The organism is Buttiauxella gaviniae ATCC 51604 (genome assembly GCF_001654835.1).
Lineage (GTDB): Bacteria > Pseudomonadota > Gammaproteobacteria > Enterobacterales > Enterobacteriaceae > Buttiauxella > Buttiauxella gaviniae.
Genome location: NZ_LXEP01000021.1, coordinates 43,475 through 69,735 on the forward strand (window position 1 = coordinate 43,475; position 26,261 = coordinate 69,735).

The window sequence follows — 26,261 nt, forward strand, 5'->3', positions numbered from 1 at the left end:
GTTAATACTATTAAAAAAACACAGAGTGTTAGATGGTTTATCGAACAAATTAGCGCAAAAGATGTTTACGTTACACCCAGTCTTCCAGTGTTCGAGCAAGCTTGTTAGCTACCGTTTGCCAATCATATTCTGCAATAATTTTGTTGCTTGCAAACTGTCCAATGTCTTCAAGCATCGGTTGATTGAGGGTAGTAATAATATCTTGAGCAATTGACTCTGTAGAGAGTGGTTCCCGTAAATGAAATCCTGTTTCACCTTCGATGACGAATTCAGTTATTCCTCCCCGCGGACTAACGAGAACAGGAATAGCCGATGCCATGGATTCTAATGCCACCATACAGAAAGGTTCTTCAAAGCGTGAAGGTACAACCGTTAAATTGGCGATAGAGTAAACTTTGTGCATTTCTGCTGGTGCAACGCTTCCCGCGAGTATACATTTATCGCCCATTTTCTGAGCCATCTCACGGATCTGCTTTTGATACTCAGCTCTATGCCCTTCATTGTTAGCTCGAGGATCACCAATAATGACTAGTTTTAAAGGATGTCTTTGTGTGTTGAGAAGGTCAATTGCTTGCATTAACTCCAAAGGCCCTTTCTCAGGTGACAACCTTCCAGCATAAAGAATTACAGTATCGTTTTCTGCTAAATTCAGCTTGTTGCGTGTCCAGCGATCATGCCCAGAGTACAGTTCAGCATCAATGCCATTTGGTATTATTTTTACTTCAGCTTGAGGTACTCTATTTTGATACCATTGAGCTAAAAAAACACTCGGAGTAATAATTTTTATTGGGGCATTCAATGCCGTCGTATCCTGAATATTATGCATATGGAGAATCATGTTTTGCACAGGATAGTAGCGTGATATTTTTATATAAAGTGAAATAGAGTTATGAACTATAAGATTTTTTTGCCCACCATTTATTTTTTTTATACGTTGTGCAATCCTCCATGCATATGAAAGTGGATCCCAACGAGTCCATTTTTGAAATACTCTTTTGTAGGCATTACCTATTTTAATCCTATATATGGAACAGTTTGAGTTAACAATTTCTTGTTGTATTTCGCCCTGGCGAATACAAACAATTTCTGACGGAGTATTCAATCGACTAGCGACATTGTAAACCCACCATTCTACGGCAGCAGCGTGGTGTGGGGGAATGGGATGAATTGGCGGTACGGTAAAAATCAACGTTTTTTTCATATCAAAATTTATGCAGTATGTTATGAATGGTTTTAGCAATGACTTGTGCACGATGATCCCAGGTAAAAGAGCGAGAAAGTTCCAGTGCATTAGCTGCTCGTTTATCTGACTCTATTCTGTCATCAACAACTTGTTGAAGTACAACGCCAAAGTCATCACTATTTTCACTCTGTGCGAAGAAGACACTCGTCTCATCCACAACTTCGCGAATAGAAGGTAAATCGGCAATGACAATAGATTTTCTCATTGCCATATACTCAAATAATTTAAGTGGAGAAGTATATCTACTGGCGATGCTTGTTTTCGTCAGGGGTAATATACATATATCGTGTTGTGCTATTTCGCTAAAGCGGTGAAGAGGGTTTATATATCCTAAAAATTCAACCTTTTGTGCAACACCCTCTTGATGAGCGAAGGCAGACAATTTTTCAATTTGCTCAGCATTCCCACCAGCAATAGTCAGCTTTGCACCAGTAATGTGACGCATAGCAGAGATAGCTATAGGCAATCCTTTCCATGGATGCAGGCTACCTAAATAGAAAATTGAGCTAGGTTCTTTTCTTGTATGAGGCGACGAAGCATAAGCTTCTTGAGCTGCAATACTATCTACGCCATCTGGAGCAATCACACATGGAGTATCGACACTATAATGGCTGTAAATATCTTCTTTCAAAAATGAAGTGAGAACAATAATCGCCGCTGCATTTTGGTAAACAAAATGCTCATTTTTTAATAAGTTATTGTATTTTCGTCGATTGGTTTTACTAGCCAGGTCATGGCTTTCTTTAAAACTCTGGGCGAAAATTTCATGAGTTTCAAAAATCACGGGTATCTTCAGTGATTTGCTTAGAAGAAAACGCGCCATCTTTAAATTACGTGTATAAATTGCATCGACCTGATTTTTTTTAAGCCATTTCAATACATTAAAGAAGAATATTTTTTGCGTATTGAATGGAAAATACCATTTCTTGCGTGGATCTTTTAATGGGAAAAATGTTACGCCCGCTGAAACAGATCGGCCAAGCAGGCTTTCTGTACTTATGTGGCTTTTGGGGGTTACCAGGAAAACTTCCAACTCTTGTCGAGCGAATGCATCGATATTCTGCAAAATTTGCAGTGAAGCGACACGTGTATCAGGAACAGGGTAGGGATCGATATAAGCTAATTTGATCATTTTCCGAGTGCCTTCAATAAACGTTGTGCCGAGTGTTTCCAGGTATACAGATCTTCAATTCTCTGCCGTGCATTGTGTCCCATTGTCAGGCGCTTATCTTTATTTTCAATAAGCTGAGATATAGCATCAGCGATGCGCTCTGGATGTCCAGGAGAAACTAACAAACCTGCAGTCCCCTCATTCCCTATAACTTCTGGAATTCCACCGATATAGCTGCCGATCACTGGTTTGCCGCATGCCATTGCTTCTGCAATTGTAATTCCGAAAGCTTCATCTCCCACACTCGGAAAAATACCTGCATCACCGCAATTATAGAAAGCAGGGAGTTCTTCATGTTTTACTGGGTCATGAAAAATGACGTTCTCCTCAAGTGAAAGGTTTTTGACTTGAGATTGTAATTTGGTTAAATATTCGCCATCCCCCACAATCAAAAAACGTACTTTTTCATCGTTGAGTAATGCCAAACTTTTTATCACGTAGTCGAGTCCTTTCCAGCCAACCAGACGACCAGCAAAAACCAAAAGGAAATGGTCGTCTTTTATCCCAAGCTGTTGGCGGATATTATTAGCAGCAGGCTGGAATTTTACCGTATCAACACCATTGTAAATGACGTGAGCAAACTGCTTAAAATGATGCTGAATTTGCCAGGCATTGAATTGACTGCATGCAACCCATGCATCAATACGTGCACTTAGCTTACGGTCAAATTTGAAGAAACTTGTGCCACCGCTCATATAACAAAAACGAGTTTTGCTTCCATGAGGCATTATATGTGGCCAGAAGAAATCGAAAGGTTTGGTCAGAATAACCCAGTCTAAATTATCCTCGGCCACTGTTTTTTTAGCATAGCGAGCCATCGAACCACGTTCCCAGATACGCTGAAATCGTCGACCAAGATTGAACACTTTTTCACGAGGAGTATAAGGGAAAGTCCTGACAGTCATGGCTAAACCAGAAGTATCGTGGCGTATAGTACCCTCACCACCATACAAAAAGACCTCGTGGCCAAGGGCTGCCAGAGATTTGGCAAGTTCCCAAACTGCTGTTTGGATACCGCCATAAGACGTCGTAATAGTGACATCAATAAAGCCAATTCTCATAACAATAATCTTCCCTATTGATTTGATTTCGATAGCAGCGCTTTCAGAGCCGTCCATACCGTTTCTATACTAATTTTGGACATTGGTTCTTCGCGACTGGCGTGAGCATAATCAACTGGATGCTCAATAACAATCAATTGTGGGTGTTGTTGTGGCGCGAGATAGCGCCCTGGGTGGAAACAATGATACATCGCCACCATTGGAATACCCAATGCGCCAGCCAAATGTGTAGGACCCGTATCGACACCCAAATAAAGTGACAGTTGTGTCATAACCGCTGCGTTTTGTCGCATAGTCAATTTCCCGGCCAGTGATGTTGCGATACTGCCCAATTTCTGTGCTAGCGCATCTGCGGCTGATTTACCTTCAGGTCCGCCGAGTAATAAAATATGGCTATTAGGCCATTCTTTGCATATACGATGTGCAATTTCTTCGAAATATCTTACCGGCCAATCACGGTAAGACTTTGCAGGAAAACTCTGTAATTGAAACCCAATGAGTTTTTTGTCAGTTATCCCCTGCTGGGTGAGAAATTCTTTTGCAACCTGTATTTCATCAGCAGTGGCTACATAATCTAATTGCCATTCTGAAATGGTTACACCAATAGCTTCTACGAGCAATGCTCGCTCCTGCTGAGCGGACATGAGTCGTTCTGGTGGTGCAACTGTTAACCAGTGCGAATCTCCACTCTCATGTGAAAAAGATACTGTCATAGATGAAACACATTTAGCATAATCAACCAGAGCTTTATCGGTTCCATACACAATTGCAAGGTCGTATTGCTTTTGTGCGAAGATTTTTGCCCAGACAGCCTTGTTTTTAGAAAAAGGTTTGATGCTATTAATATAAAGAGAGTTTTCAAGAATGGATGCGGTTTTTCTGTGAGCGAATACATCCAATGATGCTTCGGGCCATTTTTTTTTTAAGGCTCTTAGTATCGGTGTTATTAATAATGTATCTCCAAATCGGGCTACATTGATAACTAGAATTTTTTTCGGATGCATAAATGTGGTCACTATAATTTCTCCTATTAGTAGATTAATACCTAATATTATAGGCATCCACTCATCTATTGCGTTAATTATTGCTCTGTATTTACAGACTTACAACTAAATGATAGAGCTATAAGTAGGCCAAAATGAATCCCTAATATATTTAGATAAACATTTTCCACATTCCCTCTAATAATCAACCATCCAAAAAATGATGTTATAAGGAGAAGTGCCGCCTGAGAAATTAAAATATTTTGTTTTTTATTGTATATAATCAATGCTGTTCTTATCGCAGATGCTACCATTATAGCTATTGCCAAGATTCCAAAAAAACCAGCGGCAAACCAAATAGCAAGAAACACGTTATGTGGGCCTAATGATTGTTTAAATACCCACTGTGGATTGTTCTTTACCTGTTGATTGTATACTTCATGATATACATCATTTCCGAAACCATAGCCTTTTATCGGATTTTTCATAATTAATTCAAGTGCAGTTCCCTGAGTCCCATTTTTATAGCGGTAACTACTGTCAGTTTGTTCGAGTTTTTTCGTTAATAGATGACCATCAGAACCATTATAATAACTCAAGAAAATAACTGTAAAGGCTAAAAGAAGTATACTCAATAGAGCCAAGATTTTTTCTTTGTTAATAATAATAATAATTGCACTCATAATGAGAGCCGCAAGCCATGCACCACGGGCAAGTGTACCTAGCATAAAAACGATCATAATTAATGAGGTGACCAAAAAACAAACCCAATGCAAGACTGTATTTTTTTTATATATATGCCATAAACACAGAGCAATGGGGGAGCAAAAAACATATCCATCAGAAAAATAACGGTGTGACATGTTTGTGAATGCAACTATGCCATTTTGATAATCTTCTATATAAAGAAATAGATCTTGTGCTAATAGCATTAAGAACACTAATGAAAAACTCGAAATTATTAACTTTGCTATTGTTTCAGGTTTCTGTTTATAAAGCGCAATGGGAATGAGAAATGAGAACAGGAATAGACTATTAATTACTGGCTTGTTGATGCTTTTAAGACTTTGAATTGGGTCAATAGAGATAATAACTGAATATATCATTGCGATGGTAAAAAAACAGACACTAAAAAAAAGAGCATTATTTAATGTACTAATCGCCGTGCGATAATCTTTGATTATATGAATAATTGTCATAACACCTATTAAGATGATGCAAAGATTCTTTAATCTTGTTACATCAGGTAAGAAACTTAACGCAATAAACGAAAAAACTAAAACGAGTGGAAAGGACTCCGTTCGCAAATTGATTAAAGACTTTTTAATATTCATTAAATGTTCTCAACAATTTCATTGTACAATCTGTAAAGATTTTCAGAAATGAAAACCGGGCTTAATTTTTCTATTTTCTCATATGATATCTTTCTTGCCAAATCAAAATCAAAATCATTTTCAAGACTATTTATAGCATTAGAGAAAGATTTCCAATCAAGAGCATCAAATACAAAACCATTAACACCAATATCAATAAATTCCTTCCCGCCACATTTTTGGGAGGTTAAAACAGGTAATCCACAGGCCATTGCTTCTAATATAGTATTAGGGAAAGGATCGTATTGAGTTGGCTGAATTAGTGCATCTGCCATAGCATAAAATGGAGGGGTTTCTTTTTGCACCCCGGCAAAAATAACACGAGACTTGCAACCTAAGTTGTCAGCTATTTTTATATATCGAGATGACTTTGTATCGTTACCAACAACCATTAACCAAACATTTGAATGTGCAGAAATAGACTTAATTGCAATATCAAGTCCTTTGCGTTCAAACCCTGAACCCACAAATAAAAGTAACATTGCTTGTTGCGGGATATTGTAACGTTCGCGCATTAAATTTCTATAATTTACGGTGAGATCAGGGTTCCAAATAGAAGTATCAATGCAATTATAGATAACATTTATCTTTTCGGGTGCAATAGAAAAGTTCTCAATAATCTCTTCTTTCACCATCTCTGAGTTGCAGATAACTCGTTTAAGCGATGGGTGTTCAAACATCGCCTTTTCCTGAGTTAGTAAGTAATTATGAAATATAGAAAAGCGTAATGCTATTTTCTGTAAAAAATTCATTTCACGCGAACGTATTTCTAACCACACTTTATGAACACCATCCCCGGCACGATAAATCGTGCAACCTGGAATACGTTCATGGCTTTGTACAATATCAAAGCTACTAAAATACTTACTAGCATTTTTACTAAAACTTACTTCTCGCTGTAAGCGATTTTTTGCAGATGGATCACAAGTTATCACATTATAATTAGCCTGAGAATTATTTTCCCATTGACGGGTGATAATTGTAATGTCCAAATCTGTTTTTTTGCTCAAGGCTGATAGAGCCCGAGAAACAAACCTCTCAGCACCTCCATCAGGTCTATATTTTTGTCTGACAATAGCAAGTTTCATTAATCTACCTGAATAGAATTTATAGCCTCTATAACTTGGCTTCTCGGTAATTGTACCAAACAATCACAAACATGGCTATTTGCGCAACCTGCCTGGCCACAGGGGCGACAAGGATGTTTGGTGGAAGAGACAACCTTACTTTTTACCATCCATGGACCCCACTCTTTATCTCCAGTAGGCCCAAAGATAGCAACAACAGGAGTTTGCATTGCCGCAGCAATATGCATTGGTACAGAATCTACACCAAATAACATTTCGGCATTTTCAATTAATGCACTTAATTCTTTAAGAGACAAACATCCAGCTAAATTGATAAATGGACTCTGAATATTGGCGCAAAGCTCATTTACCATACTCATCTCAGCTTTAGAAGGGGCTGCGCTCAGCACAACAGTTTTACCTTGAGCGTAGAGATGCGCCATAGTTGCTGCGACATCGTCAACATTCCAACATTTAAACATCCAACGTGAAGTGGGATGGACGACAACATAAGGTTGATTATTCCATCCTGCAGCCGTAAGTTTTTCTGTTACTGAAAATTGTGCGCTTTCACCTGCTACCAGAACGAGTTTGCGTTCTTCCATTGTTGGTTGTAAGCCAAGTACACGTAATGTGTCCAGGTGGCTTTCAACAGTATGGCGATGAAGCATTCGTTTTACCTGTTTTTGAAATCTTTTACGCCAGAAAAATAATTTCTTTCTATTATCATTTTCGAAGGTCACACCTGTTGGAATATTACCAAATTGTGCAAACCAGAAACCGCGCATACTTTCAGTGAGGTGAAGAATGAGTGAATAACGTTGGTTTCTTATATGGCGAATCAAAGCGATTTCTTTTTTGATATGCCCCCACAAACCAAGATCTTTCCATTTTCGATCGATAATCAGAACATTATCAATTGCAGGGTGCAGCGTCAGCATATCTGCGGTTTCGGCGTATACGATAACGTCAATCTGTGCATTGGGATAATAGCGACGTAGGGTCGTGAAGATTGGTGAACTCAATAGTACATCACCATGATGTCTCAATTTTGTCACTAGAATACGTTTAAATTCACGCATAAAAACCCCAGTAGTCATTGTATAAATCACTTTGAAAGTGGTAAAGCCATGAGTTTAAAAACATCAGAAGAGGATAGGTCTTGTAAAGAATCACTAATTGAAGGCCGACAAACAGTCTGATTTTTTCCATAACCACCAATCAGACCAGGATCAGTTGGGCCATACAACGTGATATTAGGTTTATCAAGAGCAGCTGCAAGATGGCTAAGTCCTGTATCAACAGAAACAATAGCCCGAGCCCCAGCAAGCTGCTGAGCAACCATTTCCAGACTCAGCCGTGGCAAAACCTCAACATACTCGAGCCCCTGAGCTAAACGCTGCGCACGCTGTTGTTCATGCTCCGCTCCCCAAGGGAGGCGTACCTGTAATCCAGTATGTTGCATCAACTCAATAAGTTCACGCCAGTGAGATTCTGGCCAATGCTTATCATCGCGAGTTGTAGCGTGAAGGAATACTACATACGGTGAGTCAATGCTGGAAGTTTGTACGCGGAAGTGACTGGCAATAGCGTAATCACCCTGTTGCACTGGCTTCTGGTAATCCATGCTTTTGGCAAACAATTCACGAGTTCTTTCAACGGCATGCTGCTGTTTCGCGATTGAATGCCGGCGATTGTAGAAGAGGCTGGCTAACGGTTCACGGGCGCTATTCCAGTCCATACCATGTTTTGTCCCACGGGCTTTACGAGTCACCAGAGCAGCGCTCTTTATTAATCCCTGGGCATCAACGATGAGATCGTAATTTTCGGCGCGTAGCGCCTGGTAGAATGCCGCACGCTCGGCTTTCACTGCGGTTGAAAACCAGCTTTTACGCCAGCGACGAATCGCCACTGGAAGAACTTTATCGACAGCTGGATGCCAGCCAGGGATTTGCGCAAAGCCTTCTTCTACTACCCAATCGAAGCGGATACCAGGAATGGCATTCATTGCGTCAGTCAGCGCAGGCAAGGTATGTAGCACATCGCCCATTGAAGATGTTTTGACGATTAATACCCGCATTACGCTTCGTTCTCCGCTAGCAGCAGAGCTGTAAGCTCTTCCATTACTCGCTCTGGAGTAATATCAATCAAACTTTGATGGTAGCCTTCTGCGGCGTCGCCTTTACGCACTTTGTGATAGCCGCTAATCAGGCGAATAACGCGCGCCTTATGCGATAACGGTGGTGTAAAGTCCGGGCTGCTTGGGCCATACAACGCAACAAGTGGGCGATTGAGCGCTGCGGCAACGTGCATCAAACCTGAATCATTACTCACTACAGCCTGACAAGCGGCGATGAGTATAACGGCTTGCTCAAGAGCGGTATCACCCGCAAGATTACGGCAATGCGCCTGCTGCTGCGTGGTTAACGCGGCGACAATATCATTCCCGGCTTCTTTATCTTTTGCCGAACCAAACAACACAACTTGATAGCCATCATCAATGAGTTTGCCAGCAAGGGTTGCGTAGTGATAATGCGGCCAGCGTTTCGCCGGACCAAATTCAGCACCAGGGCAGAAACCAATAATTGGGCGTTTGGCATCGAGGCTAAATGCAGCAGTCGTCTGAAGCTTTTCGCTTTCATTGACTTGCAACTGAGGCCATAGCAACGGCTGGGGGAGGTCTTTAGCCGACTGCATTACCCCTTTCTCATATGCTAACGCAACGTAACGCTCGACCATTAATGGCCAGGCTTGCTTATCCAGCACGCGGGCGTCGTTGAGCAACCCATAGCGTATTTCACCGCGCCAGCCGGTACGTTGTGGGATATTGGCAAAGAAAGGAACCAGTGCAGATTTGAATGAGTTTGGCAGCACATAGGCTTGATCGTAACGTTTAGCTCGCAGGGCGTGTCCAAGACGGCGACGTTCGCCAATCTCCAGAGCGCCATGCCCAAGTGGCATCGCCAACGCTTCGTTAACTTCTGGCATACGTGACAGCAATGGACGGCACCATGCCGGTGCCATCACATCAATGATTGCCTGGGGATAGCGCGCCTTGAGCGTGCGATAGAGACTTTGCGACATCATCATGTCGCCCACCCATGATGGGCCAATCACCAGTATTTTCATGCGTCAGGCTACCTGCTTATGCGTCACGGTTCAGCCAGGCCATATATTCTGTTACGCCTTCGGCAACAGTTTTGAATGGCTTGTCGTAACCTGCGGCACGCAGATTGGTTAAGTCGGCCTGAGTAAATGCCTGATAGCGGCCTTTGAGTTTTTCCGGGAACGGAATGTACTCAATGCTGCCTTTTTTATGGAATGCCAGGGCTGCGTCAGCAACGGCCTGGAAGGATTCCGCACGACCGGTACCACAGTTATAAATACCGGATACGCCGTTCTGCCAGAACCACAGGTTAACCGCTGCAACATCACCCACGTAAATGAAGTCGCGCTTAAAGCTATCGCTGCCTTCAAACAGTTTTGGATTTTCGCCGTTGTTCAACTGAGTGTTCAGATGGAACGCAACGCTTGCCATACTGCCTTTATGGCCTTCGCGTGGCCCATAGACGTTGAAGTAACGGAAGCCAGTGATCTGGGAGTTAGCTTCAGGCAGGATTTGGCGCACGTATTCGTCGAACAGGAATTTGGAGTAACCATAAACATTCAGCGGCTGCTCGAATTCACGAGACTCGATAAAATCGCTGTTGCGGCCGCCGTAAGTTGCAGCAGATGAGGCATACAGGAACGGAATTTCGCGCTCAAGGCAGTAATGCAGAACTTCTTTTGAGTACTGATAGTTATTATCCATCATGTACTTGCCATCCCACTCAGTGGTGGAAGAACAAGCACCTTCATGGAAAATTGCTTCTATATCGCCGAATTCTTCACCGGCCATAATCTGGATTAAGAAGTCTTCTTTATCCATGTAGTCGGCAATATTTAAATCTACGAGGTTGGCGAACTTAGTGCCATCCTTCAGGTTGTCGACCACCAGAATATCAGTATGGCCGATATCATTCAGTGACTTAATGATGTTGCTGCCAATAAGGCCAGCACCGCCGGTGACAATAATCATAAGCGAAAACCTTAAAAAAAGAGGGCCGTAAGGCACAATACCTCACGCGCTAATGGCTCTTATCATACCATTACATTCGTGGACCCGCCTAATATGAGGAAGTTTCTCAGCCTCGTGATTTATGCTGCAAATTTCAATTTCATTGAAGCGTAATCTCGTGTCCTGGTATAGGTTTGGGTAATATGTGCCGAAATTAGCCATGCCTGGAGAATCGCAATGCGCGGAGATTTTTACCAACAGTTAACATCCCAACTTGAAACCGCACGGGCGGAAGGGTTGTTTAAAGAAGAACGTATTATCACTTCTGCCCAACAGGCAGATATCACTGTTGCTGATGGCAGTCATGTTATTAACTTCTGCGCCAATAACTATCTTGGGCTCGCTAACCACCCGCAGCTGATCGATGCCGCAAAGCAGGGCATGGATACACACGGTTTTGGGATGGCATCTGTGCGTTTCATTTGTGGGACGCAAGACAGCCATAAAGAGCTGGAGGGCAAGCTTGCTGGCTTCCTCGGAATGGAAGATGCAATTCTTTACTCTTCCTGCTTCGATGCCAACGGCGGCCTGTTTGAAACACTGCTTGGCCCAGAAGATGCGATTATTTCTGATGCCCTGAACCACGCATCCATTATTGATGGTGTGCGTCTGTGTAAAGCACAGCGTTATCGCTATGCAAACAACGATATGCAAGAGCTTGAGGCTCGCCTGAAAGAAGCGCGTGCGGCAGGGGCTCGTCACATCATGATTGCCACCGATGGTGTCTTCTCTATGGATGGCGTGATTGCGAACCTGAACGGTGTTTGTGATTTAGCTGATGAATATGATGCGCTGGTGATGGTTGATGATTCTCACGCAGTCGGTTTTGTCGGTGAAAATGGCCGTGGCACGCATGAATATTGCGATGTGATGGATCGTGTAGACATCATTACCGGCACGTTGGGCAAAGCGCTCGGCGGCGCGTCCGGCGGCTATACTGCGGGTCGTAAAGAAGTGATCGAGTGGCTGCGTCAGCGCTCTCGCCCATACCTTTTCTCTAACTCTTTGGCCCCGGCTATCGTTTCGGCATCCATCAAAGTTCTGGAAATGCTGGAAACCGGCGCTGAGATTCGTGCTCGTCTGTGGGCTAACGCGAGTTTGTTCCGCGAGAAAATGTCCGCAGCAGGTTTTACCCTGGCGGGGGCGGATCACGCCATCATCCCTGTGATGCTAGGTGAAGCGGTTGTGGCACAGAACTTTGCGCGTGAATTGCAAAAAGAAGGCATTTATGTCACTGGGTTCTTCTTCCCGGTAGTACCAAAAGGTCAAGCGCGCATCCGTACTCAGATGTCAGCGGCTCACACGACTGAACAAATTGAACGTGCGGTTGACGCATTTACGCGTATCGGTAAACAGTTGGGCGTTATCGCCTGAGGGAGCGGTCATGAAAGCATTAGCGAAACTGAAAGCAGAAGAAGGCATCTGGATGACGGATGCACCCACGCCTGAAATGGGTCATAACGATCTGCTGATCAAAATCCGTAAAACCGCAATCTGCGGCACCGATGTGCATATTTATAACTGGGACGAATGGTCGCAGAAAACTATTCCGGTTCCGATGGTTGTCGGTCACGAATATGTGGGTGAAGTGGTTGGCATCGGCCAAGAAGTTAAAGGCTTTAAAATTGGCGACCGTGTATCCGGTGAAGGCCATATCACTTGTGGTCACTGCCGTAACTGTCGCGCTGGCCGCACTCACTTGTGCCGTAATACCACAGGTGTTGGCGTAAACCGCCCTGGCTGTTTCGCAGAGTACCTGGTGCTGCCTGCCTTCAATGCTTTCAAAATTCCTGACAATATTTCTGACGATCTGGCATCTATCTTCGACCCGTTTGGCAATGCAGTTCACACTGCTTTGTCTTTCGATCTGGTGGGTGAAGATGTGCTGGTTTCAGGTGCTGGTCCAATCGGTATTATGGCAGCAGCTGTCGCTAAACACGTTGGTGCGCGTAATGTCGTGATCACCGATGTGAACGAATATCGTCTTGAACTGGCGCGTGAAATGGGCGTGACCCGAGCGGTAAACGTCAGCAAAGAGAGCCTGACCGACGTAATGAAAGAGTTGGGCATGACCGAAGGCTTTGATGTGGGCCTTGAGATGTCTGGTGCTCCACCGGCATTCCGTACCATGCTCGATACCATGAACCACGGTGGTCGTATTGCGATGCTGGGTATTCCTCCGTCAGATATGTCTATCGACTGGACGAAAGTCATCTTCAAGGGCTTGTTCATCAAAGGTATTTACGGGCGCGAGATGTTCGAAACCTGGTACAAAATGGCGGCGCTGATTCAGTCTGGTCTGGATCTGTCACCAATTATCACTCACCGTTTTGGTATCGATGATTTCCAGAAAGGTTTTGATGCCATGCGTTCCGGGCAGTCTGGTAAAGTCATTCTTAGCTGGGACTAATATTTAGATAGGTATTTAATCAGAGTGGTCGATATTTATATTGACCACTCTCGATGCAAAGACTCACTATGACAGCCTTTGTTTTTATTTATCGCTACGTGCTTACTTGTTATTGTTAAACGTATCGCTTTTTGTATGATGCACTGGTGATATTACGGTGATCCCCTGGAGGTTAGTGTGGTGAGTACGGCTAGTGTTGATGTCAGTATAATTATTCCGGTATATAACGATGAGGGGAATATTTCACGTGTTTTAAGTAAATTACTGGCAGAAACCCGAATTGGTATCGAGATTATCATTGTAAATGACGGATCGGTTGATAATACATTAGATGTAATTAATCATTTTGATGATGATCGACTAATAATTATAAATCAGGAAAATCAAGGCGTTTATGCAGCAAGAAATGCCGCATTGGCTAAACATCGAGGGCAATGGGTTATGTTGCTGGACTCGGATGATGACTTTTCTGACAATATGGTTTTTGACCGATATACGGAGGCAATGAAGCATGATGTTGATGTGTTTATTACCAACGGACGTATTGTAAGAGTTTATAATTCTCAGGATGGTCGAGTTATCCATAGAAAGCAAAAATATAATCGTATTATTACAGGAAATGAATGGATTGAAAGTGCCGTTAATAATGGTGAGTGGCCGCATTATCTCTGGCTACAAATTATAAAGTCGGAATATATCAAGAGTAACAATCTTGTATTCAATGCAGGATACAGTCATCAGGATATCCTTTGGACAACCATGCTCGGTTTGTTTAATGGTCAGCTTTACATATCGGAAAAACCTGACTACTTCTATGTAAAAAATCCACACTCAATTACAAATAGCAGTAAGTACTTTGATCGTCGTGCTTATAGCTATATTGAAGTAATCAGCAAGCTTATCGCTTATGCCAAAGAAAATAAAAAACCAGGAATAAAAAAAGCACTTCTGAAACATGCATCTCACGAATGTCGACACTTTTTAGGTTTGTTCCGTAAAAGAGTATCAGATAAAAAAGCCGTCAAAAAATTATTCTTAGAGAAAATTAGTTTTATTGATTTATTTCTCGGCGCAAGCACTTTTAAACAGTTTTGGCTATTAATTAGACTATATTTTTCTATGAAGAGTAGCTAATCCAATGTTGTGATAAAAGCTGCCAGAAAAATCTGACAGCTTTTATCTTATTGAACGCGTTTACCCCAACCCTGCCATTGATGCTGCATATATTGCATTAATTGGCTCTGGCTGATGCTTTCACTCAACACAGTAAAGAACGTAGTGGCATAGACAGGCTGCAAAGGCTGTTTCGGTTTGCACAGACTAATGCCTTTAAATGGATTACGCGGTTGCTCCGTCGGTTTGCCGGGCACTACAGGGCGAGTATTGTTTGGCTTCGAGGTATCAACCTGCGGTTCGTTCAACAAGCTGCTCGGGCGGACCAACGTAATATCTGAAGGTAAGTTGTACACCATCTGTTGCAATACGCGCACGGTTGTTGGATGCGGGTGACCGATGGCTATCGCAGAGCCATTTCGGCGCGCAAGTTCTACAGCACGGTTAAACTGGAAACGAATATCAGCTTCATTCTGAGTATCGTCCAGGAACACTTTGCGCTTGATAACTTTGACATTCGTTCCGGCGGCAGCTCGCATCGACTGGCTATTGCCTATCGTCATGCTATCGAGGAAATAGAGATTATATTGCCCCAGCGCCTGCATCACTTTCTGCATGCCAAACAGGCTGGATGTCATCGCGCTACCCATGTGGTTATTCAACCCCACGGCATAGGGAACATCATTCACGGCTTCACGGATAATTCGTTCGATTTCACCACTGCTCATATCCGGACGCAGCGTGTCTTTTTCCAGAGGCTGCTTGCTGAGCGGAGCCATCGGTAAATGGATCAGCACTTCATGCCCGGCATTGTGCGCTTTGGTTGCCATTTCGCGGGCGTGAGGAGCGTTGGGCAAAACAGCCACGGAAATATTAGAGGGCAGAGCGATAACCTGATTTTCTTGCGCGGGGCGATAACCGAAGTCATCTATAACGATTGCCAGCTTTCCAGCGTAAACAGGGGTTGCCAGCATGAGTGTGCTGACGAAAGAGAAAAACACACGACGGAATTGAAGCAAAACTTATCTTCCCAACCACGGTTGTGGATTGACTGCCTGGCCCTGGCGACGAATTTCGAAATAAAGTGACGGGCGGCCCTGACCACCACTGTTACCCACCAGAGCGATAGCCTGGCCGGCGCGAACTTGTGTTCCAACGTTAACCAACGCACTTTGGTTGTAACCGTACAAACTCATATCGCCTTTGCCGTGTTCAACTACAACAACGAGGCCGTAACCCTGCAACCAGTCGGCAAGGATCACACGCCCATCAGCGATGGCTTTAACTTCAGTGCCTTCACCTGCGGCGATAACAATACCTTTCCAACGTAGCTCACCCTGGAGTTGTTCGCCATAGCGATGCAGGATTGAACCGCGTACCGGCCAGAATGCTTGGCCGCGTGGAGCGCCGAGACCACCTGTACGCGAAATCAGTGAGCGTTCGCTTTCTGTTGGTTTGTAGGTGCTGCCTTTGCTGGTTGCTTCCTTTTGGCGAATTTTAACTTGCTCAGCTTCACGCGCTTCTTTTTCTGCTCTTGCTTTCGCAGCGGCTTCCGCACGGGCAATCTGCCCCTGGAGACGCGACTGGTTCTGGCGCATTTCACTCAGCTTTTGCTGATCTTGCTGCAAAGAGGATTCGAGCGTCGACAGTGTTTTCTTGCGCTCGTTACGCGCGCTTTCAAGCTGAGTTTGCTGAGCTTGTTGTTCGTAAAGCAACGTTTGCTGTTCGGTTTGCTTGGATTCCAGACTCTCTTTTTGCGTCGCCACTTCCGCTTTGGTTTGCTTCAGCCCTTCAATCGTTTCCTGGCGTGCAGCATTCAGGTAACCAAAGTAAGCCTGTAAACGTTGCCCACGCTGGCTCTCTTCGCCGCTTAAAATCAGCTGAATACCGGTATGTTGGCCCTGACGGAAAGAAGCATCGAGCTGAGCGGCCAGGTTGCGTTCCTGCGAAGCCTGCTGCTTTTGCAGTTTCGCGAGTGAAGCATTCATGGTGTCGATTTGGCTGTTGAGTTCGGCAAGCGTGTTTTGCGTGTCGCGCAGCTTGCGGCTGGCTTCGGCAATGGCTTTTTCTTGTGCCTGGAGTTGGGCGAGTAATGTTGAACGTTGTTGCTGTTGCTGACGTACCGCACGTTCTTGAGTAGCAATATCCTGCTGGATAGATTTTAACTCGGCGCGATCGTCGGCATGGCTGATCATGGGGCATAACAATACGCCAGCGCTTAACACGCTGGCGTACATCACAGGCCTGACTGAAAACAGTTTCGTTTTCACGGCCCATGTTATTGAAAAAATCGCCTTTCCCCTCATGGGGAGGGATTATTCCACGATGAACAGCGGCTTGCCAGTCATCTCTTGCGGGATTTCCATACCCATCAGGCTCAACATAGTCGGTGCGATATCAGAAAGCTTGCCGCCTTCTACCGCTTTCACACTACGATCGCCCACATAAATCAATGGAACAGGCAGGCTGGTATGCGCGGTGTGCGCCTGGCCAGTAGCCGGGTCAGCCATCTGCTCTGCGTTACCGTGGTCAGCGGTGATCAGCAACTGCCCACCTACGTTTTCAACGGCGGAAACAACCTGAGCAATACACTGGTCCAGCGCTTCGATAGCTGCGATAGCTGCTTCGTAAACACCGGTATGCCCGACCATATCACCATTTGGATAGTTACAAATGATGGTGTCGTATTTGCCGCTGTTGATCGCTGCCAGCAGTTTTTCGGTCAGCTCTACAGAACTCATTTCTGGTTGCAGATCGTAAGTAGCAACTTTCGGGGAGTTAATCAGAATGCGGTCTTCGCCAGCAAATGGTTCTTCAACGCCACCGTTATAGAAGAAGGTAACGTGAGCATATTTTTCAGTTTCGGAAATACGCAGCTGGGTTTTGTCATGCTTCGCCATCCACTCACCGAAGGTGTTGCTCAGTGAAGCTGGTGGGTAAGCACAAGCGGCTTTGATATCCGCTGCATATTCAGTCAGCATCACGAAATCACCGAAGTTAACCACTTTCTTACGGGAAAAACCGTCGAAGTCAGCGTTAACGAAAGTACGGGTGATTTGACGAGCACGGTCAGCACGGAAGTTCATGAAGATCAGCGCATCGCCATCGTTCATTGCTGCGTCTGCTTCGCCTTCAGCACGAATAACAGTTGGTTTAACGAATTCATCGTTCTCATCGCGAGCGTATGCGGCTTCCAGACCCGCAATAGCGGATTCTGCCTGGTATTCGCCTTGAGCCAGAGTCAGCAGGTCGTAAGCCAGTTCAACGCGATCCCAGCGGTTGTCGCGGTCCATAGCGTAGTAACGGCCAATCAGAGACGCAACGCGGCCTTTGCCCAGTGCGGCAAACTTGTCGGCAAACTTCTTCAGAGAGGATTCAGCGCTGCGTGGCGGTGTATCGCGGCCATCCAGGAATGCGTGCAGGTAGATTGCTTCAGCACCTCGTTCAGCAGCCAGCTCAATCATTGCCAGAATGTGTTCTTCGTGGCTGTGAACGCCACCGGCTGAAGCCAGACCCATTATGTGTACTGCTTTACCAGCAGCAACAGCTTTGTCTACTGCCGCAGTCAGCGTAGGGTTTGCGAAGAAAGTACGTTCTTTAATTTCAACGTCCAGACGAGTCAAATCCTGGTAAACAATACGGCCTGCGCCGAGGTTTACGTGGCCAACTTCGGAGTTACCCATTTGGCCTTCTGGCAGACCGACTTCCAGGCCAGATGCGTTGATCAAAGTATGTGGACGCTGAGCCCACAGGCTATCCATAACCGGGGTTTTTGCATTCAGAATAGCGTTATCCTGCTGCTCTTCGCGGTGACCATAACCATCAAGAATCACCAGAACCATAGGTTTTTTAGTAACTGACATTGCGACAACCTCTAAGTCAAAGACAAAATTTGCGTAATTTTACTACAGGCTGCGGGGTAAATAGCCGCAGAAGATCAAAGAAAGAGGCTGGATTGTGATCGGTTTTACGTCGTTGCGGTAATTTTTTTCGTAACAGTCCGCAGAATCTACATTACCTGGCGCAGACTGGCTGTATTTGGCACAACGCAAATGTATACTCCTCACCTGGTTTTTTCATATTACTTAGTCGGGAGTTACACCCCCCCATGCAAGAAATTATGCAATTCGTGAGTCGCCATCCCATACTTAGTCTGGCGTGGGTTGGCTTACTGGCCGCCGTACTTTTCATGACCTTTAAAGGTTTGACCTCTAAAGTTAAGGTCATCACCCGTGGTGAAGCAACACGCCTTATCAACAAAGAAGACGCCGTTGTCGTCGACGTGCGTTCGCGTGATGATTACCGTAAAGGACATATCGCTAACTCATTGAATGTACTGACCGCTGATATTAAAAGTGGCAACTTCGGTGAGTTGGAAAAACATAAAGCGCAGCCTGTGATCGTTGTTTGTGGTAATGGTATTTCCTCTCAGGAATCAGCGGCGTTATTGACGAAAGCTGGTTTTGAAAAGGTGACTTTGCTGAAAGAAGGTATTGCTGGCTGGAGCGGGGAAAACCTGCCATTAGTTCGCGGTAAATAATGCTACGCACACTGGGGTAAAACCATGGCGAATATTGAAATCTACACTAAAGCAACCTGTCCATTTTGCCACCGTGCAAAAGACCTGCTGCAAAGCAAAGGGGTCAAGTTTCAGGAATTAGCGATTGATGGCGATGCTGTTAAGCGTGAAGAGATGATTAAACGCAGTGGGCGAACCACAGTGCCGCAGATTTTTATTGATGCGCAGCACATTGGTGGTTGCGATGACTTGTATGCACTCGACGCTCGTGGTGGACTCGATCCTCTGCTGCGCTAGTGCAGTTCCTTTGTCGCTTACTGCCGTTTAAAGGACGTATTAATTTTTTAAGGGTTTAACAATGTCAGAACAAAACAACACAGAAATGGCTTTCCAGATTCAGCGTGTCTACACCAAGGACATCTCTTTCGAAGCACCAAATGCACCGCACGTATTCCAGAAAGACTGGCAGCCTGAAGTGAAGCTGGATCTCGATACCGCTTCAAGCCAACTGGCAGACGACGTTTATGAAGTTGTGTTGCGTGTAACCGTGACCGCAACACTGGGCGAAGACACTGCGTTCCTGTGTGAAGTTCAGCAGGCTGGTATCTTCTCCATCGGTGGGATCGAAGGTCCGCAGATGGCACATTGCCTGGGTGCGTACTGCCCGAACATTCTGTTCCCTTATGCACGTGAAGCAATCACTAGCCTGGTTTCTCGTGGCACCTTCCCGCAGCTGAACCTTGCACCGGTTAACTTCGATGCGCTGTTCATGAGCTACCTGCAGCAGCAATCTGGCGAAGGCGAAGGTGCTGAAAACCATCAGGATGCCTGATGAACAGCCTTAATGCTTCAATGACTGTGATCGGTGCCGGCTCGTACGGCACCGCTCTTGCCATCACCCTGGCGCGTAATGGTCACCACGTTGTACTGTGGGGCCATGACCCTAAACACCTTGCTGTATTGCAGGCCGATCGCTGTAATGCCGCATTTCTTCCTGACGTACCTTTCCCTGACACTCTTCACCTTGAAAGCGACTTAGCGAAAGCTTTGGCGGCCAGCCGTAATATTCTGGTAGTGGTGCCGAGCCATGTATTTGGCGAAGTGCTGCGTCAAATTAAACCGCTGATGCGTGCAGATGCTCGTATCGTCTGGGCGACTAAAGGTCTGGAAGCGGAAACCGGTCGTCTGTTGCAAGACGTGGCGCGTGAAGCGTTAGGGGATGATATTCCTCTGGCGGTGATTTCCGGCCCTACGTTTGCCAAAGAGCTGGCAGCTGGTTTACCAACGGCAATTGCTCTCGCGGCAACTGACGAAACTTTCGCTCAGGATCTCCAGCAATTGCTGCACTGCGGCAAAAGCTTCCGTGTTTACAGCAACCCGGATTTCATCGGCGTGCAGTTGGGCGGTGCGGTGAAGAACGTGATTGCGATTGGTGCGGGTATGTCTGACGGTATTGGCTTCGGTGCGAATGCTCGTACGGCTCTAATCACTCGCGGCCTTGCGGAAATGACACGTCTTGGCACTGCTTTAGGCGCTGACCCTGAAACGTTCATGGGAATGGCTGGCCTGGGCGACCTGGTATTGACGTGTACCGATAACCAATCTCGTAACCGTCGCTTCGGCATGGCGCTGGGGCAGGGTGCGGATGTGGATTCGGCGCAGCAGAAAATTGGCCAGGTGGTTGAAGGTTACCGTAATACCAAAGAAGTTCGGGAGTTGGCGGCGCGTTTTGGCGTTGAAATGCCAATAACCGAGGAAATTTATCAGGTATTGTATTGCGGAAAAAACGCGCGCGAGGCAGCATTGACTTTGCTTGGTCGTACTCGCAAGGATGAGCGGAGCGGTAGTTAATACCTTCATACTTCAAGCTGCATCTTTATTGGCTGCGAGAACTCACCCGAATCACTTTCTTATGTAAGCTCATCGGGACTCGTTCTCTTGCCGCCGCGATGCAACTCGAATTATTTTGGGTATCACTACAATTGATGGAACAACACAACCGCAATAACTGAAGCGTTCCGGTACTTTGTGCCGGGCGCTGTTTTTCTGTCTGGAGAGATCAATGTCGTCTGAAGAACTGGATCTGGTGTGGAACAACATTAAAGCCGAAGCACGAGCGCTTGCCGATTGTGAACCAATGTTGGCCAGTTTTTACCACGCAACTCTCCTCAAGCACGAAAACCTCGGCAGCGCGCTGAGCTACATGCTCGCCAATAAGCTAGCCTCCCCGATTATGCCTGCCATTGCGATTCGTGAAGTTGTCGAAGAGGCATACGCGGCAGAACCACAAATGATTGCTTCCGCTGCCTGCGATATTCAGGCAGTGCGCACCCGTGACCCGGCAGTCGATAAATATTCCACTCCGCTGTTATACCTGAAAGGTTTTCATGCTTTGCAGTCCTACCGTATCGGCCATTGGCTGTGGAAAGAGGGACGCAGGGCTCTGGCGATATTCCTGCAAAATCAGGTTTCGGTTTCATTTCAGGTAGATATTCATCCGGCGGCGAAAATTGGCTGTGGGATCATGCTCGATCACGCAACCGGCATTGTGATCGGTGAAACCGCTATCGTTGAAAACGATGTGTCGATTTTGCAGTCTGTTACCCTGGGCGGTACGGGCAAAACCAGCGGCGACCGCCACCCGAAAATTCGTGAAGGCGTGATGATTGGTGCCGGGGCGAAAATCCTCGGCAACATTGAAATTGGGCGTGGGGCAAAAATTGGCGCAGGCTCTGTAGTGTTACAGCCAGTGCCGCCTCATACCACGGCGGCTGGCGTTCCTGCGCGAATTGTTGGCAAGCCTGAAAGCGATATGCCTGCCATTGATATGGATCAGCACTTTAACGGTGCTAACAATGGTTTCGAATACGGCGACGGAATCTAGCTTCTCAGCACGGCGCCGGGGTAACCAAGCTGGCGCCACGCTTCATACACCACCACCGATACTGCATTCGATAAATTCATGCTGCGGCTGTCCGGCATCATCGGAATACGGATTTTTTGCTCAGCAGGCAAAGCATCAAGAATCGTTGCTGGCAGGCCGCGTGTTTCCGGGCCAAACACCAAATAATCCCCATCCTGATAGCTTACTGCGCTGTGCGCAGGCGTACCCTTTGTGGTTAATGCAAAAATTCGCTGTGGGTTTTCCGCCGCTAAAAATGCGTCATAGTTGTGATGGCGATTCACGGCTGCAAACTCATGATAATCCAGACCAGCACGGCGCAGTCGCTTATCGTCCCAGCCAAAGCCTGTCGGCTCGATGATATGCAGCCGGAAGCCGGTATTGGCGCATAGACGAATAATATTCCCGGTATTGGGTGGGATTTCTGGTTCAAACAAAACGATATTTAGCATACTGCCCCCATAAGACCTGGCGCGCAGAATATCAATTTATGGCAGGAAGGAAAACAGGCCCCGAAGGACCTGTTCTTTATGGCGAAAAATTAACGATGATAAAGCGGCAGCCAAAGCACTAACCGCAATCCGCCCAACGGGCTGTCATCGGCTTTCACCCAGCCACGATGTTGCTGAACGGCAGTTTCGACAATCGCTAACCCCAGACCGGTACCACCAGATTCACGATCGCGCGCTTCATCTGTGCGGTAGAAAGGACGGAATATTTGTTCACGATCTTCCGGGCTCACGCCTGGGCCATCATCATCTACCGTGACAGTAATGCCTTGATTATCCACGGAGAAATTAACGGCAATTTTCGTGTGCGAATAACGTAATGCATTACGGACAATATTTTCCAGCGCACTTTCCAGTGAGTTCGGGTTGCCGTACATCAGCCACGGGCCAGGCGGGTAGGTCACTTCCAGTGATTTACCCATTTGCTCCGCTTCGAAAGCCGCGTTATCCAGCACTTCAGACCAGATCTGATTGGCTTTCATTGTCTCACTCGCCAGCGCATTTTTTTGCTGATTGCGGGACATCACTAACAGGTCGTTGATCATACCGTCCAGACGCTGAGCTTCGGTTTCGATACGCTCCAGTTCTTTGCTTTCACCGGTTTTACGTCGCAGCAATGCTGTGCCTAATTGCAGGCGCGTCAATGGGGTACGCAATTCGTGAGAGATATCGGACAACAGCCGTTGCTGGCTTGTCATCATTCTTTCCAGCGCGGTAATCATCTGGTTAAAGCTGGCGCCGGCTGCGAGAAATTCTTGCGGCCCGGATTCGAGTTCAGGGTGCTGGCGCAAATTCCCCTGGGCTACTTCATCCGCAGCATTTTTCAACTTGCGCGCTGGTTTTGCCAGGCTCCACGCCAGCCATAATAGCAGCGGTGAACTGACCAGCATTGTGACGATGAGTAACAGTAAAGGTCTATCAAACAGCAGGTTAATAAAATCAGATTGGGAGTTACTTGCAGGGCGAATCAGGTAGAGCTGGTAGTTATCTTCGCCATCTCGTACGGAGAATGGCCCTACTAATTCGACACGACCATATTTTTTCTTTTGCGGATGATCCGAGTTATCGGACTGGCCGATAAAGTTACGAATGATCTGCATTTCATTGCGCTGGGCGCCAATCACTCGCCCTTCGCTGGTCACAAGTAATAAACGCTGCCCCGGTGGTGCCCATTTATCAATGGCCCGGAACAAACGACGCCACCACATCAGGTCGTTGGGTGGATCGTTTTCAAGTTCCGCTTCGACATGCTGTTCAATCATGATGCCTTGACGTTGCTCATTCTCCATCAATTCGGTCATTTGACGCGAATCCAGTTTAGGCAGCATCAGCACTAGCATCAGCACTAACGCCAACGTCAACCAGAAGATGGCAAAAATACGCGCGGTAAGGCTACTTATCATGAAGCAGACACCATCAGGTAGCCGCGGCCACGTAATGTTTTAAACCACGGATGCCCATCTTTACGGTCCGGCAATTTACGACGCAAATTGGAAATATGCATGTCGATTGCGCGGTCAAAAGGTGTCAGGCGTTTACCCAGAACTTCCTGGCTTAAATGTTCGCGTGAAACCACCTGGCCCAGATGCTGTGCCAGCAAGTAGAGCAGGGTGAATTCGGTACCGGTCAAATCCAGCGCTTGCCCATCAAAGCTTGCTTCCTGACGTCCAGGATTCAGGCTTAAACCGTCGACTTCGACAGTCGGTGAGCCACTGTCACTGTTTTGTTGCTGCTCGCTCCAGTGTGAACGACGCAAAATAGCGCGTATACGGGCCACCAGTTCACGATCGTTGAATGGTTTAGGCAGATAGTCATCTGCACCGAGTTCAAGGCCCAGCACGCGATCGAGCTCACTTCCTCGCGCTGTTAGCATAATGACTGGGGTCTGGTGTGATTGACGCAACTCTTTCAACGTATCAATGCCATTTTTCTTCGGCATCATCACGTCGAGCAATAAAAGGTCAATGGTGTCATCAAGGAGCTCCAACGCTTGTTCGCCGTCGTGGGCAACAATTACGTTAAAACCTTCCATGTCGAGCAGTTCCTTTAACAGGGAAGTAAGCTCTCGGTCATCATCAACTAGCAGAATTTTATTCATTGTTAAATTACCTCCGAGGCAGAAATTACGTCATCAAGGCGAGCTAATCTATGACTTTACGTTGTTTTACACCCCCTGACGCTAGTTTGCAGCGGGAATCGTAGACTGAATCTCGTTGAATCGCAGCACAGATGATATCAGGAGCAAGTGATGCGCAATGTTACCGCTGCCGTCATGGCCTCTACATTGACTCTGGTAACCTTGGCTTGCCAGGCCAGAGACTTACCGGCCAGCGATAACTGGTACCAGGGCGGTGAAGGTTTAGTAAAGCGTAATCACCTTCAGAGCCATATGTTCGATGGGATAAACCTTACCGAACAACAGCGCCAACAAATGCGCGATCTAATGCAACGAGCACGGCATGATAGCCCACCCGTGAATGTAAGCGAAATGGAGACCATGCATAATCTGGTCACCGCAGATAATTTTGATGAAACGGCAGTGCGTGTCCAGGCTGAAAAAATGGCACAAGAACAAGTGGCTCGCCAAGTTGAAATGGCGAAAGTACGCAACCAAATGTACCGCTTGTTAAGTCCTGAGCAACAGGCCGTTTTAAATGACAAACACCAACAGCGCATGGATCAATTCCGTGAACTGGCGGACCTGCAACAGATGTCTTCGATGCAGGCACTGAGTAATAGCAGTAAGCATAGTAACCAGTAACAAACCCTGTTTTCCTTGCCATAGACACCATCCCTGTCTTCCCCGCCTTAACCGGCGGGTTTTTTTTGCCTGAAGGTTCAGGTGAATCCGCTATACTAGCCAGCAATCATTTGCTGGAGCCCCTATGAATCAACAATATGGGAAACTGGTCAGCCGTGCAGCCATCGCCGCAACGGTAATGGCATCATTGTTACTTTTGATCAAGATTTTCGCCTGGTGGTATACCGGTTCGGTCAGTATTCTGGCGGCATTGGTGGATTCGCTGGTGGACATTGCTGCGTCGCTGACTAACCTTCTTGTCGTACGCTACTCACTGCAACCGGCGGATGAAGAACATACCTTTGGCCATGGAAAAGCGGAATCGCTGGCAGCACTCGCGCAAAGTATGTTTATTTCTGGCTCAGCGCTGTTCCTGTTCTTGACTGGATTCCAGCATTTAGCTGAACCCTCACAGATGAAACAACCTTTAGTTGGCGTCGTAGTCACGGTCATTGCATTATTCAGCACGTTGATACTTGTGACTTTCCAGCGCTGGGTAGTTCGGAAGACACAAAGCCAGGCAGTCCGGGCAGATATGCTTCATTATCAGTCTGATGTTATGATGAACGGAGCGATTCTGGTTGCTCTGGCACTGTCCTGGTATGGCTGGCACCGTGCAGATTCAATATTTGCGTTAGGGATCGGCGTCTATATTTTATATAACGCGATTCGTATGGGGCATGAGGCAGTGCAGTCTCTGCTAGACCGTGCATTACCCGATGACGAACGTCAGGCAATTATTGATATCATCAATGCATGGCCCGGTGTGAAAGGGGCGCATGATTTACGTACGCGGCAGTCAGGGCCGACCCGCTTTATTCAAGTTCATATCGAAATGGAAGACAATCTCCCGCTGGTTCAGGCGCATGTGATTGCCGAACAAGTGGAACAAGCGATTTTACGTCGTTTCCCTGGGTCAGATGTCATTATTCACCAGGACCCCTGCTCGGTTGTTCCGACGCAGCAGCAAGGCTATTTTGAGCTTTAAATATT

The 26,261-nt window shown here is 46.2% G+C and carries 26 protein-coding genes; 10 read left to right on the plus strand and 16 right to left on the minus strand.

Annotated features, from left to right (window positions below):
* Positions 1 to 70: 70 nt before the first annotated feature.
* The 10 genes from M977_RS11300 to rfaD form a co-directional block, all read right to left on the minus strand.
* Entirely contained in the window at positions 71 to 1,201 is a 1,131-nt protein-coding gene (locus tag M977_RS11300; RefSeq protein ID WP_064515012.1) for a glycosyltransferase, read from the minus strand.
* A 1-nt stretch (position 1,202) separates the two neighbouring features.
* The gene (locus M977_RS11305; RefSeq protein WP_064515014.1) at positions 1,203 to 2,375 is read right to left on the minus strand and encodes a glycosyltransferase; all 1,173 of its coding nucleotides are present in this window, start codon (positions 2,373 to 2,375) and stop codon (positions 1,203 to 1,205) included.
* On the minus strand, positions 2,372 to 3,475 hold the full coding sequence (locus tag M977_RS11310; protein WP_064515125.1) for a glycosyltransferase family 4 protein: 1,104 nt from the start codon (positions 3,473 to 3,475) through the stop codon (positions 2,372 to 2,374). Before M977_RS11310 ends, M977_RS11305 begins: the two co-directional genes overlap by 4 nt.
* Positions 3,476 to 3,489: 14 nt before the next feature.
* Entirely contained in the window at positions 3,490 to 4,491 is a 1,002-nt protein-coding gene (locus M977_RS11315; protein ID WP_342446874.1) for a glycosyltransferase family 9 protein, read from the minus strand.
* A gap of 65 nt (positions 4,492 to 4,556) precedes the next feature.
* Entirely contained in the window at positions 4,557 to 5,792 is a 1,236-nt protein-coding gene (gene rfaL, locus M977_RS11320) for an O-antigen ligase RfaL (RefSeq protein ID WP_064515016.1), read from the minus strand.
* On the minus strand, positions 5,792 to 6,919 hold the full coding sequence (locus M977_RS11325) for a glycosyltransferase family 4 protein (RefSeq protein ID WP_064515018.1): 1,128 nt from the start codon (positions 6,917 to 6,919) through the stop codon (positions 5,792 to 5,794). The genes rfaL and M977_RS11325 overlap by 1 nt, the downstream gene beginning before the upstream one ends.
* Entirely contained in the window at positions 6,919 to 7,980 is a 1,062-nt protein-coding gene (gene rfaQ / locus M977_RS11330) for a putative lipopolysaccharide heptosyltransferase III (RefSeq protein WP_064515020.1), read from the minus strand. The genes M977_RS11325 and rfaQ overlap by 1 nt, the downstream gene beginning before the upstream one ends.
* Before the next feature lie 26 nt (positions 7,981 to 8,006).
* Positions 8,007 to 8,978 (minus strand): lipopolysaccharide heptosyltransferase RfaC, encoded by a 972-nt coding sequence (gene rfaC, locus M977_RS11335; protein WP_064515022.1) that lies wholly within the window; start codon positions 8,976 to 8,978, stop codon positions 8,007 to 8,009.
* Positions 8,978 to 10,027: an ADP-heptose--LPS heptosyltransferase RfaF gene (gene rfaF / locus M977_RS11340; RefSeq protein ID WP_064515025.1), complete on the minus strand. Its 1,050-nt coding sequence runs from the start codon at positions 10,025 to 10,027 to the stop codon at positions 8,978 to 8,980. Before rfaF ends, rfaC begins: the two co-directional genes overlap by 1 nt.
* 16 nt (positions 10,028 to 10,043) lie before the next feature.
* On the minus strand, positions 10,044 to 10,976 hold the full coding sequence (rfaD, locus tag M977_RS11345) for an ADP-glyceromanno-heptose 6-epimerase (RefSeq protein WP_064515027.1): 933 nt from the start codon (positions 10,974 to 10,976) through the stop codon (positions 10,044 to 10,046).
* 216 nt (positions 10,977 to 11,192) lie between these two features.
* Here rfaD and kbl point away from each other — a divergent pair, with 216 nt between their 5' ends.
* From kbl to M977_RS11360, 3 genes are all read left to right on the plus strand, one after another.
* Complete coding sequence (kbl, locus tag M977_RS11350; RefSeq protein ID WP_064515029.1) at positions 11,193 to 12,389, plus strand: glycine C-acetyltransferase; 1,197 nt, start codon at positions 11,193 to 11,195, stop codon at positions 12,387 to 12,389.
* 10 nt (positions 12,390 to 12,399) lie between these two features.
* Positions 12,400 to 13,425, plus strand: a complete 1,026-nt coding sequence (gene tdh / locus M977_RS11355) for an L-threonine 3-dehydrogenase (protein WP_064515031.1) — start codon at positions 12,400 to 12,402, stop codon at positions 13,423 to 13,425.
* A gap of 180 nt (positions 13,426 to 13,605) precedes the next feature.
* Complete coding sequence (locus M977_RS11360) at positions 13,606 to 14,559, plus strand: glycosyltransferase (protein ID WP_064515129.1); 954 nt, start codon at positions 13,606 to 13,608, stop codon at positions 14,557 to 14,559.
* A gap of 47 nt (positions 14,560 to 14,606) precedes the next feature.
* On the opposite strand, the gene M977_RS11365 is transcribed toward M977_RS11360, so the two are convergent.
* From M977_RS11365 to gpmM, 3 genes are read right to left on the minus strand one after another with little or no spacing between them, the layout of a single operon-like run.
* Complete coding sequence (locus tag M977_RS11365; RefSeq protein WP_064515033.1) at positions 14,607 to 15,557, minus strand: divergent polysaccharide deacetylase family protein; 951 nt, start codon at positions 15,555 to 15,557, stop codon at positions 14,607 to 14,609.
* Between the two features lie 3 nt (positions 15,558 to 15,560).
* The gene (gene envC / locus M977_RS11370; RefSeq protein ID WP_064515035.1) at positions 15,561 to 16,844 is read right to left on the minus strand and encodes a murein hydrolase activator EnvC; all 1,284 of its coding nucleotides are present in this window, start codon (positions 16,842 to 16,844) and stop codon (positions 15,561 to 15,563) included.
* Positions 16,845 to 16,853: 9 nt separating this feature from the next.
* Positions 16,854 to 18,401: a 2,3-bisphosphoglycerate-independent phosphoglycerate mutase gene (gene gpmM / locus M977_RS11375; protein ID WP_064515037.1), complete on the minus strand. Its 1,548-nt coding sequence runs from the start codon at positions 18,399 to 18,401 to the stop codon at positions 16,854 to 16,856.
* 245 nt (positions 18,402 to 18,646) lie between these two features.
* Between gpmM and M977_RS11380 the strand changes: the two genes are divergently transcribed.
* From M977_RS11380 to cysE, 5 genes are all read left to right on the plus strand, one after another.
* Positions 18,647 to 19,078, plus strand: coding sequence for a rhodanese-like domain-containing protein (locus M977_RS11380; RefSeq protein WP_064515039.1), 432 nt, complete (start codon positions 18,647 to 18,649; stop codon positions 19,076 to 19,078).
* A 24-nt stretch (positions 19,079 to 19,102) separates the two neighbouring features.
* Complete coding sequence (gene grxC / locus M977_RS11385; RefSeq protein ID WP_064515041.1) at positions 19,103 to 19,354, plus strand: glutaredoxin 3; 252 nt, start codon at positions 19,103 to 19,105, stop codon at positions 19,352 to 19,354.
* Positions 19,355 to 19,415: 61 nt separating this feature from the next.
* Positions 19,416 to 19,889 carry a protein-export chaperone SecB gene (secB, locus tag M977_RS11390; RefSeq protein WP_034461441.1) on the plus strand — a complete coding sequence of 158 codons (474 nt, stop codon included), beginning with the start codon at positions 19,416 to 19,418 and terminating at the stop codon, positions 19,887 to 19,889.
* Complete coding sequence (gene gpsA / locus M977_RS11395) at positions 19,889 to 20,908, plus strand: NAD(P)H-dependent glycerol-3-phosphate dehydrogenase (RefSeq protein ID WP_064515044.1); 1,020 nt, start codon at positions 19,889 to 19,891, stop codon at positions 20,906 to 20,908. The genes secB and gpsA overlap by 1 nt, the downstream gene beginning before the upstream one ends.
* A gap of 211 nt (positions 20,909 to 21,119) precedes the next feature.
* Positions 21,120 to 21,941 (plus strand): serine O-acetyltransferase, encoded by an 822-nt coding sequence (gene cysE / locus M977_RS11400; RefSeq protein ID WP_034500031.1) that lies wholly within the window; start codon positions 21,120 to 21,122, stop codon positions 21,939 to 21,941.
* Here the strand turns inward: cysE and trmL are convergent.
* The 3 genes from trmL to cpxR all read right to left on the minus strand — a co-directional run bounded on the left by trmL (position 21,938) and on the right by cpxR (position 24,566).
* Positions 21,938 to 22,411 (minus strand): tRNA (uridine(34)/cytosine(34)/5-carboxymethylaminomethyluridine(34)-2'-O)-methyltransferase TrmL, encoded by a 474-nt coding sequence (trmL, locus tag M977_RS11405; protein WP_064515046.1) that lies wholly within the window; start codon positions 22,409 to 22,411, stop codon positions 21,938 to 21,940. The two genes, cysE and trmL, sit on opposite strands and share 4 nt — an antisense overlap.
* Positions 22,412 to 22,500: 89 nt before the next feature.
* The gene (gene cpxA, locus M977_RS11410) at positions 22,501 to 23,871 is read right to left on the minus strand and encodes an envelope stress sensor histidine kinase CpxA (protein WP_064515048.1); all 1,371 of its coding nucleotides are present in this window, start codon (positions 23,869 to 23,871) and stop codon (positions 22,501 to 22,503) included.
* On the minus strand, positions 23,868 to 24,566 hold the full coding sequence (gene cpxR, locus M977_RS11415) for an envelope stress response regulator transcription factor CpxR (RefSeq protein WP_034461436.1): 699 nt from the start codon (positions 24,564 to 24,566) through the stop codon (positions 23,868 to 23,870). The genes cpxA and cpxR overlap by 4 nt, the downstream gene beginning before the upstream one ends.
* Positions 24,567 to 24,716: 150 nt before the next feature.
* Between cpxR and cpxP the strand changes: the two genes are divergently transcribed.
* Both cpxP and fieF read left to right on the plus strand, forming a co-directional pair.
* On the plus strand, positions 24,717 to 25,229 hold the full coding sequence (gene cpxP / locus M977_RS11420; RefSeq protein WP_064515050.1) for a cell-envelope stress modulator CpxP: 513 nt from the start codon (positions 24,717 to 24,719) through the stop codon (positions 25,227 to 25,229).
* 124 nt (positions 25,230 to 25,353) lie between these two features.
* Complete coding sequence (gene fieF / locus M977_RS11425) at positions 25,354 to 26,256, plus strand: CDF family cation-efflux transporter FieF (RefSeq protein WP_064515052.1); 903 nt, start codon at positions 25,354 to 25,356, stop codon at positions 26,254 to 26,256.
* Positions 26,257 to 26,261 lie beyond the last annotated feature (5 nt).

Excerpts from the sequence above, each read along its gene's own strand:
- M977_RS11300 (WP_064515012.1), bottom strand. The coding sequence starts at position 1,201 with ATGAAAAAAACGTTGATTTTTACCGTACCGCCAATTCATCCCATTCCC.
- M977_RS11305 (WP_064515014.1), bottom strand. The coding sequence starts at position 2,375 with ATGATCAAATTAGCTTATATCGATCCCTACCCTGTTCCTGATACACGT.
- M977_RS11310 (WP_064515125.1), bottom strand. The coding sequence starts at position 3,475 with ATGAGAATTGGCTTTATTGATGTCACTATTACGACGTCTTATGGCGGT.
- rfaL (WP_064515016.1), bottom strand. The coding sequence starts at position 5,792 with ATGAATATTAAAAAGTCTTTAATCAATTTGCGAACGGAGTCCTTTCCA.
- M977_RS11325 (WP_064515018.1), bottom strand. The coding sequence starts at position 6,919 with ATGAAACTTGCTATTGTCAGACAAAAATATAGACCTGATGGAGGTGCT.
- rfaQ (WP_064515020.1), bottom strand. The coding sequence starts at position 7,980 with ATGCGTGAATTTAAACGTATTCTAGTGACAAAATTGAGACATCATGGT.
- rfaC (WP_064515022.1), bottom strand. The coding sequence starts at position 8,978 with ATGCGGGTATTAATCGTCAAAACATCTTCAATGGGCGATGTGCTACAT.
- rfaF (WP_064515025.1), bottom strand. The coding sequence starts at position 10,027 with ATGAAAATACTGGTGATTGGCCCATCATGGGTGGGCGACATGATGATG.
- rfaD (WP_064515027.1), bottom strand. The coding sequence starts at position 10,976 with ATGATTATTGTCACCGGCGGTGCTGGCCTTATTGGCAGCAACATCATT.
- kbl (WP_064515029.1), top strand. The coding sequence starts at position 11,193 with ATGCGCGGAGATTTTTACCAACAGTTAACATCCCAACTTGAAACCGCA.
- tdh (WP_064515031.1), top strand. The coding sequence starts at position 12,400 with ATGAAAGCATTAGCGAAACTGAAAGCAGAAGAAGGCATCTGGATGACG.
- envC (WP_064515035.1), bottom strand. The coding sequence starts at position 16,844 with ATGAGGGGAAAGGCGATTTTTTCAATAACATGGGCCGTGAAAACGAAA.
- gpmM (WP_064515037.1), bottom strand. The coding sequence starts at position 18,401 with ATGTCAGTTACTAAAAAACCTATGGTTCTGGTGATTCTTGATGGTTAT.
- M977_RS11380 (WP_064515039.1), top strand. The coding sequence starts at position 18,647 with ATGCAAGAAATTATGCAATTCGTGAGTCGCCATCCCATACTTAGTCTG.
- grxC (WP_064515041.1), top strand. The coding sequence starts at position 19,103 with ATGGCGAATATTGAAATCTACACTAAAGCAACCTGTCCATTTTGCCAC.
- secB (WP_034461441.1), top strand. The coding sequence starts at position 19,416 with ATGTCAGAACAAAACAACACAGAAATGGCTTTCCAGATTCAGCGTGTC.
- gpsA (WP_064515044.1), top strand. The coding sequence starts at position 19,889 with ATGAACAGCCTTAATGCTTCAATGACTGTGATCGGTGCCGGCTCGTAC.
- cysE (WP_034500031.1), top strand. The coding sequence starts at position 21,120 with ATGTCGTCTGAAGAACTGGATCTGGTGTGGAACAACATTAAAGCCGAA.
- trmL (WP_064515046.1), bottom strand. The coding sequence starts at position 22,411 with ATGCTAAATATCGTTTTGTTTGAACCAGAAATCCCACCCAATACCGGG.
- cpxA (WP_064515048.1), bottom strand. The coding sequence starts at position 23,871 with ATGATAAGTAGCCTTACCGCGCGTATTTTTGCCATCTTCTGGTTGACG.
- cpxR (WP_034461436.1), bottom strand. The coding sequence starts at position 24,566 with ATGAATAAAATTCTGCTAGTTGATGATGACCGAGAGCTTACTTCCCTG.
- cpxP (WP_064515050.1), top strand. The coding sequence starts at position 24,717 with ATGCGCAATGTTACCGCTGCCGTCATGGCCTCTACATTGACTCTGGTA.
- fieF (WP_064515052.1), top strand. The coding sequence starts at position 25,354 with ATGAATCAACAATATGGGAAACTGGTCAGCCGTGCAGCCATCGCCGCA.